Source organism: Clostridioides sp. ES-W-0018-02, assembly GCF_020658175.1.
Classification (GTDB): Bacteria; Bacillota; Clostridia; order Peptostreptococcales; family Peptostreptococcaceae; genus Clostridioides.
Map to the genome: position 1 here is coordinate 88,689 of NZ_JACVVY010000005.1, position 13,243 is coordinate 101,931.

The following is a 13,243-nucleotide window of genomic DNA, read 5'->3' on the forward strand; positions in this document are numbered from 1 at the left end:
AAATTTGATTAATTTATAAAAATATCTATTTTGAACAAGAATACATGTAATCTCTAGTTAGAGGTAAATCATTTTTTATGCCTTTAGTGAAAAGTATTTGATGTATATCTATAATGCCAGTATTAAAAGCAGCAGCACAAGAACAAAGATATAAATCCCACATTCTTATAAATTTATCATCAAACATTTCTTTAATCTTAGGAAGATTATCATAGAAATTTTCATGCCAAGATAATAAAGTTTTTACATAATGTAATCTTAAACTTTCAACATCTATAGTATGATAGTTATAATCGCTACAAATATGTATCATTTCTCTTAAGCTAGGGATAACTCCACCTGGGAAAATATATTTTTTTATCCAAGGGTCTCCATAAGATTCTTTTAAGCCACTTATATAGTGAAGCAAAAATAATCCACTATCTTTTAGGACAGCATTTACATTTTTAATAAAAAGTTCATAGTTTTCTCTGCCAACATGTTCAAGCATACCAACGCTAACAACTCTATCAAATGTAAGGTTTGATTCTTTAAGTTCTCGATAGTCCATAAGTTTTACTTCAAGGTAATCTTGAAGATTCTCTTCTTTAATTCTAGTATTAAACTCTTTAAATTGTTCTTCGCTAAGTGTAATTCCCACACCATGAATTTTATATTTTTTTGCAGCTTCTATTAATAGAAATCCCCATCCACAACCAATATCAAGAAGACTCATACCTTCTTCTAAATTTAGTTTAGTTAATATGTGATGAACTTTATTAACCTGAGCTTCGTAAAGATTATCATTATCATCTTTAAAATATGCACAAGAATAACTAAGTGTTTTGTCTAGCCATAAACTATAAAAATCATTTCCAATGTCATAATGAGCGTGTATTTCCTTCTTTTGATGTCTCATCGAATTAGATGAATGTAGCAAATGTTTTACAGCTGAGTTATCAATACTAAATTTGTCTATTTGTTTTAGAAGTAGATTTAAGGTTAAAAATAAATCTCCTTCAATTTCAATGTCTCTATTTATATAGGCCTCTCCAAGTGCTAAAGATGTACTTTTTAATAATTCAGATTTGCTAATATCATTATTTACAATAACTTTAAATTGAGGAGAGCTATCTCCAACTAGAAATTCTTCCCCGTCTTTAAGCCTAACTAGAAATGGTGTTTCATTAAATTTTTCTAAATAGTCTTTTAAAAAATTTTTTGTAATGTTCATATTACCAGCTCCTTTTAATGTAAATCCAGTAAGTTTTCCTTGCTTTAAAGTATATTATATTCCTTTTTTTTAAAAAGTAAAATTTTTTTTGTTGATTTTTCGTTGAATCAACTTTTTACTTTATAAAGGAATCTTATCTTTTAGTATTTTATTTATTTTATAAATTTTAGTATTGGATATAATATTCAATTAGTAGTGATATAATAACTTTAATTAATAATAAAGTTTTGAAGCAATTAGTCTGAAACTATTTAATAAAGGAGATATCAAATGGAAGTATATGCTTTAGTTGGGTCAAGTGGTACAGGAAAAAGTTATAAGGCACTAGAGTTTGCATATGAAAATGACATAGATTATATAATTGATGATGGTATTTTAATATATAGAAATAAAGTTTTAGCAGGTATATCAGCAAAACAAGCAAAGACTACTGTTGAGGCAGTTAAAAGAGCTATTTTTTATAATTTAGAACATCGGCAGAAGGTTAGAGAGGTAATAGAGAAGGAAAATATAAATAAGATTCTTGTTATAGGAACTTCAAAAAAAATGATTAATCAGATTGTAGATAGATTATCAATCGGAAAAGTTTATAAATTTATAAATATTCAAGATATAAGTACTAAATATGAAATAGAAATAGCAAAACAATCTAGAAAAGAAGGAAATCATGTAATTCCTGTTCCAGCAGTTGAAATAAAAAATATGACAAGTGGTCTTAGTATAAATCCATTAAAAAGGCTTTTTAGAAAAGGAAATAATATAAATATGGTCGTTTTAGAAAAGACAATTATAAGACCTACTTTTAGTTATATTGGCAAAGTTTATATTGATGCAGATGTAATTAAACAAATAATTGAATATGAAGTGTACAACTTTGGAAGCATTGATAGAATAAATAAAATCAATATAGAGAATTGCAATAATTTTATGAATATTTTTGTAAGTATAAATATCAATGATTTAGAAATTATAAAAAAAATTGAAAGTATGCAACAGATAATAAAAAAGTCTATTGAGAGAATGACTTTAGTTAATGTACAAAAAATAGATATTAACATTCATAAAATTAAAAAAATAAACTTCCTCCCATGTTAAAAAATAAACTGAAAAAATGATATACTAATTTGCAATAAAGTGTGCTATAATTAAACTGTAAATTTAGGAAATGGTTTTTCTAAATGGAGTATACATAATTATAACGTATTTATAAGGGGGCTTTCAAATGTCAGGAAAAGATGTAAATGTCTTCGAGATGGCGCAATCTCAAGTAAAAAATGCATGTGATAAATTAGGTATGGAACCAGCAGTTTATGAATTATTAAAAGAACCTATGAGAGTTATTGAGGTTTCAATTCCAGTAAAAATGGATGACGGTTCTATAAAAACTTTTAAAGGATTTAGATCACAACATAATGATGCAGTAGGGCCAACAAAAGGTGGAATAAGATTCCATCCAAATGTTTCAAGAGACGAAGTAAAAGCTTTATCTATATGGATGACTTTCAAATGTTCTGTAACAGGTATACCATATGGTGGAGGTAAAGGTGGAATAATAGTAGATCCATCAACTTTATCTCAAGGTGAATTAGAAAGATTAAGTAGAGGATACATAGATGGAATATATAAATTAATAGGTGAAAAAGTTGACGTTCCTGCACCAGACGTAAACACTAATGGACAAATAATGTCTTGGATGGTTGATGAATATAATAAATTAACTGGACAAAGTGCTATAGGTGTTTTAACTGGTAAACCAGTTGAATTTGGTGGTTCTTTAGGAAGAACAGCTGCTACTGGATTTGGTGTTGCTGTAACTGCAAGAGAAGCTGCTGCTAAATTAGGAATAGATATGAAAAAAGCTAAATTAGCTGTTCAAGGTATAGGAAACGTTGGTTCTTACACAGTTCTTAACTGTGAAAAACTTGGTGGTACTGTCGTAGCTATGGCTGAATGGTGTAAATCAGAAGGTTCTTATGCTATATACAATGAAAATGGGTTAGATGGTCAAGCTATGTTAGATCATATGAAAGAGCATGGTAACTTATTAAACTTCCCAGGAGCTAAGAGAATATCTTTAGAAGAGTTCTGGGCTTCAGATGTTGATATAGTAATCCCAGCTGCATTAGAAAACTCTATAACTAAAGAAGTTGCTGAATCTATAAAAGCTAAATTAGTTTGTGAAGCTGCTAATGGACCAACTACTCCAGAGGCTGATGAAGTATTTGCTGAAAGAGGAATAGTTCTTACTCCAGACATATTAACTAATGCTGGTGGAGTTACAGTTTCTTACTTCGAGTGGGTACAAAACTTATATGGATACTACTGGTCAGAAGAAGAAGTAGAGCAAAAAGAAGAAGTAGCTATGGTTAAAGCATTTGAATCTATTTGGAAAATCAAAGAAGAGTACAATGTTACAATGAGAGAAGCTGCTTATATGCATTCAATTAAGAGAGTTGCTGAAGCTATGAAATTAAGAGGATGGTACTAGAATTTACTCTTAATAAATAATAGGATATAATTATTTAATATATAAAAAGGGCTGTACTATGTACAGTCCTTAAAAGTTATATGACTCAAAGTGATTTGGGTCATTTTTTATTTTGTAGAACATATTAATGTAACTTATGAAAAAAATTAAATATAATTAGAAGCAATAAACTAAAGTTGATGCAATTAAAATTATTTACTTTCAAAACATTTATAATGTAATATTAATGGGTTTTAGATAGAGTCTATATTTATGACTTAAACTAATTCTTGTCAATTGACGTGCTAATTATGAATAAGCTATAATTAAATAAAAATAGTTTTATAAACTTAATTGAAAAAATATTAAATAAAAATAAATATATTTCTAAAATAAATATGATTTAAATAAAAGAGGTTTTGTAAAGGAAATCAAAAACTAGTTTAACTTTAGTTAAATCTCCATGTTTATATAGAATCAATACACATTGAAGTAAGATGGACATTTATTATTACATAAAATGTCATAGAAAGAAGTTAGAGAGATAATTAAATTCAAATACAAAATACTAATAAATAAGTTAGGTGAAGATATATGGTTAATTCAATTCTAAATGGGATTTTTAGAACTGTTATAGTAAGTAGTTTAAGTATTCTTCTGATATTGATTTTCAAGAAAAATGTATTTAAAAGATTTAGTAAAAAATTTAATTATTACATATGGATGATAGTTGTTATTAAGCTGTTGTTGCCTTTTACATACTATACCTTTACAATAAACATCTTGAGAAGCAAAGAAAATATCAATATTAATAATATTAATTTAGAGGGATTCAATAATATTTCAACTTTAAAGAATAGCATTTTATTGTATGCTTGGCTTATAACTGTAGTAATATATTTAATTTATAATATCTTTAAATACATAAAACTTAAAAACTTAATAAATGATTTATCCTATGATGTTGAGGATGAAGAAGTAATAAATCTTTATAAAGATATATTAAAAGAATTTAATATAACAAAAGATATAAAATTAAAATATTCTTATGAAGTTGAAACACCAGCATTTTTTGATTCATGTGTACTTTTACCACCACATGACTATAAGCTAAAAGAACTTGATTGGATTTTTAGGCATGAACTTATGCATTTCAGGAGTAAAGACCTTTGTCTAAAGTATGTAATGATATTTTTGAAAATAGTATATTGGTTTAATCCATTTGTATATATAATGGACAAACATATAGATTTAGATTGTGAACTTTATTGTGATGAAAGAGTTTTAAAAAATCGTAGTGAAGAAGAAAAACAAGATTATGCTCTAACAATTATAAATGCAATGAGAAGAGGTTCAAACATTTCAAATAAATTTGTGGCTGGATTACATAAACAATCTGATATTAGAAAAAGAGTAATGAATATGTTTAATGAAAAATATAAAAATGGTATTCTAATGGCATTAACTTTATGCTTATTATCTTCTATTACTTTTCTGAAAATTAGTTCAACCAGTATTGTTAATTTAAATGTATTACCTAAAAATATGGAAGAAACACAAATTATTGGTAGTACAGTAGTTTTAACTTTACCATTTACATATGCAGATGCTCCTGAAAAAGTTAGAGAAAGATATAAAAAAAATTGTGAAGCATTGGGCATGATTCCTAAAGATTCTGATATTATAGATACTCCCATACAATATAATGATGTATTAATGCAATAGTTAAATTGTCTAGAGTCATCAATTAAACCTTCTTATAGATACTCAATTATGATATGGGTATAGGAATTTATCCATATCAAATAATAAAATATAATTATCCAAGGTATAAAAAAATTGTATTGTGTACAAGCATTAAAAATTAGATGAATCAAAATTATTTAAGACATTTTTCAACTGTTATTTATAATATTATGATAAAATATTATAAATAAAATTTATAGATAATTATTTTAATTAACTAATGAAAATTGTGAGCTAATTCTTGCTAAGTTATAATTAAACAAAGATTATTTATTATTATAACTTATGATAATTCAAAACAATAAGAAATAGATATATTAAAGAGTAAAGAATATCTAATAAAAACAAGAAATAATATATATTTAATATGCTATTAAATGTATATAAATATTAAAATAATTTTATTAAATAAACATTTAAATTGAAAATTTAAAAACATTTTATGAAAAATTTAACAAATAATTAAACTTAAATATAAAATATTAAAAAATAAGATGGGTGAGAATTAATGACTAACTTAATTCTAAATGGGATTTTTAGAACTACTATAGTAAGTAGCTTAAGTATTTTTCTGATATTGATTTTTAAGAAAAATGTATTCAAAAGATTTAGTAAAAAATTTAATTATTACATATGGATGATAATAGTTATTAAGTTGTTGTTACCTTTTACATACTATACATTTACAATAAACATCTTGAGAAACAAAGAAAATATCAATATTAATAATATAAATTTAGAAGGCTTTAATAATATTTCAAATTTAAAGAATAATATTTTATTATATACTTGGCTTATAACTGTAGTAATATATTTAATTTATACTATATTTAAATACATAAAACTTAAAAATTTAATAAATGATTTATCCTATGATGTTGAGGATAAAGAAATAATAAATCTTTATAAAGATATATTAAAAGAATTTGATATAACAAAAGATATAAAATTAAAATATTCTTATGAAGTTGAAACACCAGCATTTTTTGATTCATGTGTACTTTTACCACCACATGACTATAATTTAAAAGAACTCGACTGGATTTTTAGGCATGAGCTTATGCATTTTAAGAGTAAAGACCTTTGTCTAAAGTATGTAATGATATTTTTGAAAATAGTATATTGGTTTAATCCATTTGTATATATAATGGATAAACATATAGATTTAGACTGTGAACTTTATTGTGATGAGAGAGTTTTAAAGAACCGTAGTGAAGAAGAAAAACAAGACTATGCTTTAACAATTATAAATGCAATGAGAAGAGGTTCAAATACTTCAAATAAATTTGTGGCTGGATTACATAAACAATCTGATATTAGAAAAAGAGTAATGAATATGTTTAATGAAAAATATAAAAATGGTATTTTAATAGCATTAATTTTATGCTTATTATCTTCTATTACTTTTTTAAAGATTAGCTTAACTAGTATCATTGATTTGAATATATTGCCTAAAGATGTAAAAGTTACAGGAAACATTTTTTCTATGACAGTTTCAACCATACCATTTACATATGCAGATGCTCCTGAAAGTATGAGAAGAGAACATAAAGAAAACTGTGAAAGTATAGGATTAACTCCTAAAGATTCTGACAGAATGGAGATTGTTGTAGAATTTTATGATATACTAGTAGAACCATAATCAAATTTAAAAAAATTATAATCTAAAAGTCACTTTTATAAAGGTGACTTTTTACTTAGAATAAGTTAAAAAATTCACTATATTTCTAACTTTATAGAAGTTTTATTAAAAAATATACGATGCATAAAAACGCACAAAAAAACACATAAAACAATATTTATGCGTACTTTAGCTTCAAAAGGTACAAAATTCTTTACTTTTACAAACTCATATTATATAATGAAGTAAATAATGTATATTTAGGTGACATATTGGATAAACTAATTAATTATTATTTATTAATATAATGATACTATAAAAGTTATATAAAGAGGTTTACAAAAAAGTTACAGATAGAGCTTTTATTAATGTATTGTGTATTAGTATTTTATCCTTAGGTACTCTTCACCTACAAAATAGAATCATAAGATAATTATGGGAAAATTTTAGGAGGTTTATCGTGAAGAAAAAGATATTAATACCAGTATTTGCATCAGTTATGGCATTATCAGTAAGTTCAATTGTAAATGCAGATGAAATAAATGATTCATCTCAAAATAAAGATGATAAAACAAATACTGAATTAAATTTAGGCGAATATAAAGAAGTAAAATATAAAGTTGCAAGAATAAAAGATGGAGTAGCTATAAAGATAAGAGAAGAAGGTCAAGTTCAAAATATAGCTTATTCTGGAGACGAATTTACAGTTCTAGGAATTCAAGGAGAATGGGTTAAAGTTAAAGTTGAAGATGGCGAAGGTTGGTTAGCTACTAGATATGTAGATATATCTGAAGGGGTAGGATATACTAACGCTGATAAAGTAAACTTAAGAAAAGATAAAAGTGAAAATTCAGAAGTAATTGGAGAGCTAGAAAAAGGAAGCTCTTTATTGGTTTTAGAGGAAAATGGAGATTGGTTGAAAGTTAAAGATGGAGAAACAGAAGGATATGTAAAATCATCTTATGTAACTGATAAAGCTCCAGTAATAGAAGAACCGCAAGTAGACCAAAATGTTACTCAAAATGGAGATTCTACAAACACAAATAACACTCAACAAAACAACACAAATAATAATCAACAAAATAATAATTCAAATGTGCCAACAGCTAACTCTAATGCAGTTCAAGCTGTACTTAATTTGGCTTATTCTAAGCAAGGTTGCCCATATGTTTGGGGAGCAGAAGGGCCAAATACTTTTGACTGTTCAGGATTCACACAATATGTATACAGAAATGCAGTAGGAAAGAAGATACCAAGAACATCTAAGGCACAATCTAATTATGGACAAACTGTAAGTAAGGCAAATTTACAGCCAGGAGACTTAGTATTCTTTACAACTAATGGTTCTGGTTCTGTTAGTCATGTTGGTATATATGTAGGTGGAGGTAATATGATACATTCACCATCAACAGGAAAAACAGTCCGTGTAACTAGTATAAATTCAGCATACTATACAGCGAGATTTGTTACAGCAAAAAGAATCTTATAATCGATTTGTACTATAACAAATTGATAAATACATAAATACAAATGCTCTATATTATATTTAATTTAATCAGGAAATATAAAATGATTATATGTTAAATGCAATATAGAGTGTTTTTGTATTATCTTAAATTTTGATGTGGACTTATATTAATATTACTATTAAATAGTATTCTTTCCAGATAATGATTATTTGCGCAATACCTTGACAGGATAAGGTAAAGGTGATAAGCTACTAACAGTACAAAAATACTTTTAATTTTAGTTCAGAGAGGCTAAAAAAGGAGGACGAAAGATGTTAAAATCAAGAAATTTAATCCAACCAGAAGACTTTTCTATAGAAGAAATAGATGAAATATTAGAATTAGCTCAAAAAATAATTGACAATCCGTCAAAATATTCTCATATATGTGAAGGTAAACTATTAGCTACATTATTTTATGAACCATCAACAAGAACAAGATTAAGTTTTGAATCTGCTATGAACAGACTAGGAGGTCGTGTCGTAGGTTTTTCAGAGCCAAATTCATCATCTGCATCAAAGGGTGAAACTTTAGGTGATACGATGAGGATAGTATCTAGTTATGTTGATATAATAGCTATGAGACACCCTCAATCAGGTGCAGCTACAGAAGCATCAAAATTTACAGAAGTACCATTTATAAATGCAGGAGATGGCGGAAATCAGCATCCAACCCAAACACTTACAGATTTACTTACTATAAAATCATTAAAAGGAACTTTAGAAAATCACACAATAGGATTATGTGGTGATTTAAAATATGGAAGAACTGTACATTCTTTAGTTAAGGCTATGGCGAGATACAAAAATACTAAGTTTGTATTTATAGCACCTGAAGAACTAAAAATGCCAGACTATATAAAAGAAGCTATAAAGGGACATGCTTACTATGAAACTAATAATTTAGATGATGTTATAGGAAGTTTGGATGTTTTATATATGACTAGAATTCAACAAGAAAGATTTGAAGATAAATCAGAATACGAAAGACTAAAAAACTATTATATTTTAAATAAAGCTAAATTAGAAAAAGCATCTGAAAGTATGTTAGTAATGCATCCACTACCAAGAGTAAATGAAATAGATGTTGATGTAGATACAGATGATAGAGCTGTTTATTTTAAGCAAGCTAAATATGGAATGTTCGTTAGAATGGCATTAATAATAAAGCTTCTAGGTGTAAATGAAGGTTAGTAGTTACATTATATAATAGTGAAGTAAAGGAGATTTTGGGATGTATAAAATTCTAGAAAATATATACATAGGTGAAGATATGTATAGAATGAAAGTAAAAGGCGCTTTTGAAGGTAAGATGGGGCAATTTTATATGCTAAGAGCATGGGATACTTATCCAGTCCTTTCAAGACCTATAAGTATACATGATATAGATGAAGAAGGTATAACTTTTCTTTATAAAGTAGTAGGAGAAGGAACTCAAATTATTAGTAATTTAAAAGTAAACGATACTATAAAACTAGAGGGTCCTTATGGAAATGGATATAGTAAAGTTGATGGAAAAGTAGCTCTAGTAGGTGGTGGAATCGGTATAGCACCATTATATTTAGTTGCTAAAAACATAAAAGACTGCGATGCTTATCTTGGATTTAGAGAAGATGTTATATTAGAAAATGAATATAGAGAAGTTTGCAATGAGGTATATACAACAGTAGGAAATAAGTTTGTAACAGACATAATTGATGTAGAAAAATATGACTATATATTAACATGTGGGCCAACTCCAATGATGGAAAAATTGGTTAAAATGGTAGAAGGTACTAAAACAAGGATTATGGTGTCACTTGAAAATCATATGGCATGTGGAGTAGGAGCGTGTTTAGTATGTACATGTAAGACTACTAAAGGAAATAAAAAAACTTGCAAAGACGGTCCAGTATTTTGGGGAGAGGACGTGATTTTTAATGGCTAATTTAAACGTAAAATTTGGAAATATTGATTTTAAAAATCCAGTAATAATGGCGTCTGGGACTTTTGGATTTGGAAGAGAATATAATGAAATTTATGATATACAAAAACTTGGTGGTATAAGTAGTAAAGGTCTTACTTTAAATAAAAAACCTGGTAACAATGGTATGAGAGTTCATGAGACGCCATCAGGTATGATGAACAGTGTTGGACTTGAAAATCCTGGAGTTCAAGGATTTATAGACAGTGAACTTCCTTTCTTCAGTGAGTTAGATTTAGTTAGAATTGCTAATGTTGGAGGTGGAACATTAGAAGATTATCTACTTGGGGTTAAGCTGTTAAATGATAAACCTATAGATATTATTGAATTGAACATATCTTGTCCAAATGTCAAAGCAGGAGGAATGGCTTTTGGTATAAAAAATGAAGTGGCAAGAGAAGTTGTTCGTGAGGTAAGAAACGCAACTAAACTACCTCTAGTAATAAAATTATCACCTAATGCTGAAGATATTGTGGGTATGGCAAAAGTTTGTGAAGAAGAAGGTGCTGATGGAGTATCTTTAGTTAATACTTTTAAAGCAATGGCAATTGATATAAAAAATAGAAAGCCAGTATTTGAAAATGTATATGCTGGATTATCTGGACCAGCTATAAAGCCTATAGCTCTTAGAATGGTACATGAAGTTTGTAAAAATGTAAATATACCAGTAATGGGAATGGGTGGAATAACTAAAGCTACAGATGCGATAGAATTTATAATGGCAGGAGCTACTTGTATTCAAGTTGGAACTGCAAATTTCATGAATCCTAAAATTGGGCTTGAGATAATAGATGGAATCAATGAATTTATGGATAGAGAAGGAATAAAGAATTTAGAAGAAATAAGAGGAATTATATAGGTTACAGGTATGACAAATAAGTACAATTAAAGCAAAGAATATAAATTAAAATAAATATAATTTTATAATATTTAACATGGAGGAAAAAATAATATGAGTAAAGTAGATGTAGTAGATATATTAAAGAAAAGTGATGCATTATTAGAAGGACATTTTTTATTATCTTCAGGAAAGCACAGTAACAGATATGTGCAATGTGCAAAGCTATTAAGATTTCCAGAGTATGCAGCTGAGGTATTAAATACAGTTGTTGAACAAATAAAAGATTTAGATATAGACTTAGTAGTTGGTCCAGCTATGGGTGGAGTAGTAGTTTCTTATGAGCTAGGAAGACAATTAGGAAAAGAAGCTATATTCACTGAGAGAAAAGATAATACAATGGAGTTAAGAAGAGGATTTGAAGTTAAAAAAGGTGCAAAGATAATAATTGCTGAAGATGTTGTTACTACTGGTAAGTCAACTATGGAAACAAAAAGAGTATTAGAAGCGTTAGGTGGCGAAGTTATAGGTGTCGCTTGTATAGCTGATAGAACTAATCATGACATAGGTATGCCTATATATAGTGCAATAAAACTTGATATTCAAGTTTATGAAGCTGATGAATGTCCTTTATGTAAAGAAGGAAAATTACCAGTTGTTAAACCTGGAAGTAGAGAATTTAAAGAATTAGGAATGTAATAACCAATTAATTAAATTTAACATTATTTTAGTAAATACAAATTTTTTTACTAAATAAATATCAATTTAAATATATAAATAAGATATAATAAACAGCTAGCTTTCATTTAAAAAGCTAGCTGTTTTTTGTTAAAAATATATTTACAAAACAGTAGCTGGTAGCAGTACAATATAATTATAAGATAAAAAATTATTATATATATTGGGGAGGGTTTCGGTATGAGTAATCAATTAAAGAAAAATCAAAAAAAGGTTGTATTTTTTGGTGTTGGTGCTGTTGGAGCTACCTTTGCAGAACAATTTTTAAATTCTAAATATGATTTTAAAATTCTTTGTGACCAAAAAAGAAAAAAAAGATATTTAGAAGAGGGTTTTATAATAAATGGAAAAAGATATGACTTCGATTATATAACTAAAGATGAATATAAACAAGAAGCTGATTTTATAATTATAGGTTTAAAATATAATAACCTAAAAGAAAATATAGAAGAGTTAGATGGATTAGTTGGAAAAGATACAGTACTAATGTCTTTACTAAATGGAGTTAATAGTGAAGAGATAATAGGAGAAAGATTTGGAATTGAAAAAATGGTATATTCATATGTAACAAATATAGATGCAAAAAAAATAGAAAATAATATTATACATACTACAGATGGAATAATTGTATTTGGAAATAAAGATAATAGTGAAGATAGAAAAACAGATATAATAACTGAAGTTTTTGATAGTGTAAATATAGAATATGTATTATCAAAAAATATTCAACGAGACATGTGGTGGAAATACATGGTTAATATTGGGGTGAATCAAACTTCAGCTATACTTGGCGCTTCTTATGGAGTATTTCAAGATTCTGAATATCTAAGAGAGTTAGCAAAATCTGCAATGAGAGAAGTGGTTGATATAGCTCAAGTAAAAGGTATATGCCTTACGGAAGATGATGTAGAAAATTCATTACATAGAATACTAGAACATTCAAGAGAAGGTAGAACATCAATGCTTCAGGATGTAGAGGCTCATAGACTTACAGAAGTAGATATGTTCTCTAAGAATATTTGTGAGCTTGGAAGAAAGTATAACATACCAACTCCTATAAATCAGACTTTTTTTTATATGATAAAAGTAATTGAAAGTAGATTTTAGAAAATTTTTAGAAAAAATTGAGGCTGTAAGTAAATCTGTGCAA

The 13,243-nt window shown here is 27.1% G+C and carries 11 protein-coding genes; 10 read left to right on the forward strand and 1 reads right to left on the reverse strand.

Features of this window, described 5'->3' with window-relative positions:
- Positions 1 to 25 precede the first annotated feature (25 nt).
- Complete coding sequence (locus tag IC219_RS13470) at positions 26 to 1,213, reverse strand: SAM-dependent methyltransferase (protein ID WP_227434601.1); 1,188 nt, start codon at positions 1,211 to 1,213, stop codon at positions 26 to 28.
- Positions 1,214 to 1,483: 270 nt separating this feature from the next.
- On the opposite strand from IC219_RS13470, the gene IC219_RS13475 reads away from it, so the two are divergent.
- The 10 genes from IC219_RS13475 (at position 1,484) to IC219_RS13520 (ending at position 13,200) form a co-directional block, all read left to right on the forward strand.
- Entirely contained in the window at positions 1,484 to 2,308 is an 825-nt protein-coding gene (locus IC219_RS13475; RefSeq protein ID WP_227434602.1) for an ATP-binding protein, read from the forward strand.
- A 127-nt stretch (positions 2,309 to 2,435) separates the two neighbouring features.
- Positions 2,436 to 3,701: a Glu/Leu/Phe/Val family dehydrogenase gene (gene gluD / locus IC219_RS13480; protein ID WP_227434603.1), complete on the forward strand. Its 1,266-nt coding sequence runs from the start codon at positions 2,436 to 2,438 to the stop codon at positions 3,699 to 3,701.
- 573 nt (positions 3,702 to 4,274) lie between these two features.
- On the forward strand, positions 4,275 to 5,405 hold the full coding sequence (locus IC219_RS13485) for a M56 family metallopeptidase (RefSeq protein WP_227831438.1): 1,131 nt from the start codon (positions 4,275 to 4,277) through the stop codon (positions 5,403 to 5,405).
- Positions 5,406 to 5,934: 529 nt separating this feature from the next.
- Positions 5,935 to 7,068 (forward strand): M56 family metallopeptidase, encoded by a 1,134-nt coding sequence (locus IC219_RS13490; RefSeq protein ID WP_227824861.1) that lies wholly within the window; start codon positions 5,935 to 5,937, stop codon positions 7,066 to 7,068.
- Between the two features lie 439 nt (positions 7,069 to 7,507).
- Positions 7,508 to 8,536: an NlpC/P60 family protein gene (locus IC219_RS13495; RefSeq protein WP_227483535.1), complete on the forward strand. Its 1,029-nt coding sequence runs from the start codon at positions 7,508 to 7,510 to the stop codon at positions 8,534 to 8,536.
- Between the two features lie 291 nt (positions 8,537 to 8,827).
- Positions 8,828 to 9,748, forward strand: a complete 921-nt coding sequence (pyrB, locus tag IC219_RS13500; protein ID WP_227434607.1) for an aspartate carbamoyltransferase — start codon at positions 8,828 to 8,830, stop codon at positions 9,746 to 9,748.
- Between the two features lie 40 nt (positions 9,749 to 9,788).
- Positions 9,789 to 10,481 carry a dihydroorotate dehydrogenase electron transfer subunit gene (locus IC219_RS13505; protein ID WP_227434608.1) on the forward strand — a complete coding sequence of 231 codons (693 nt, stop codon included), beginning with the start codon at positions 9,789 to 9,791 and terminating at the stop codon, positions 10,479 to 10,481.
- Complete coding sequence (locus IC219_RS13510) at positions 10,474 to 11,376, forward strand: dihydroorotate dehydrogenase (RefSeq protein WP_227434609.1); 903 nt, start codon at positions 10,474 to 10,476, stop codon at positions 11,374 to 11,376. Before IC219_RS13505 ends, IC219_RS13510 begins: the two co-directional genes overlap by 8 nt.
- Before the next feature lie 93 nt (positions 11,377 to 11,469).
- Positions 11,470 to 12,054 (forward strand): orotate phosphoribosyltransferase, encoded by a 585-nt coding sequence (gene pyrE, locus IC219_RS13515; protein WP_227434610.1) that lies wholly within the window; start codon positions 11,470 to 11,472, stop codon positions 12,052 to 12,054.
- Between the two features lie 219 nt (positions 12,055 to 12,273).
- A complete protein-coding gene (locus IC219_RS13520; protein WP_227831437.1) occupies positions 12,274 to 13,200 on the forward strand; it encodes a ketopantoate reductase family protein in 927 nt (308 codons plus the stop codon).
- Positions 13,201 to 13,243: the final 43 nt, after the last annotated feature.

Bases quoted from the DNA above. Each gene is read 5' to 3' on its own strand.
- IC219_RS13470 (WP_227434601.1), bottom strand. From the start codon at position 1,213: ATGAACATTACAAAAAATTTTTTAAAAGACTATTTAGAAAAATTTAAT.
- IC219_RS13475 (WP_227434602.1), top strand. From the start codon at position 1,484: ATGGAAGTATATGCTTTAGTTGGGTCAAGTGGTACAGGAAAAAGTTAT.
- gluD (WP_227434603.1), top strand. From the start codon at position 2,436: ATGTCAGGAAAAGATGTAAATGTCTTCGAGATGGCGCAATCTCAAGTA.
- IC219_RS13485 (WP_227831438.1), top strand. From the start codon at position 4,275: ATGGTTAATTCAATTCTAAATGGGATTTTTAGAACTGTTATAGTAAGT.
- IC219_RS13490 (WP_227824861.1), top strand. From the start codon at position 5,935: ATGACTAACTTAATTCTAAATGGGATTTTTAGAACTACTATAGTAAGT.
- pyrB (WP_227434607.1), top strand. From the start codon at position 8,828: ATGTTAAAATCAAGAAATTTAATCCAACCAGAAGACTTTTCTATAGAA.
- IC219_RS13505 (WP_227434608.1), top strand. From the start codon at position 9,789: ATGTATAAAATTCTAGAAAATATATACATAGGTGAAGATATGTATAGA.
- IC219_RS13510 (WP_227434609.1), top strand. From the start codon at position 10,474: ATGGCTAATTTAAACGTAAAATTTGGAAATATTGATTTTAAAAATCCA.
- pyrE (WP_227434610.1), top strand. From the start codon at position 11,470: ATGAGTAAAGTAGATGTAGTAGATATATTAAAGAAAAGTGATGCATTA.
- IC219_RS13520 (WP_227831437.1), top strand. From the start codon at position 12,274: ATGAGTAATCAATTAAAGAAAAATCAAAAAAAGGTTGTATTTTTTGGT.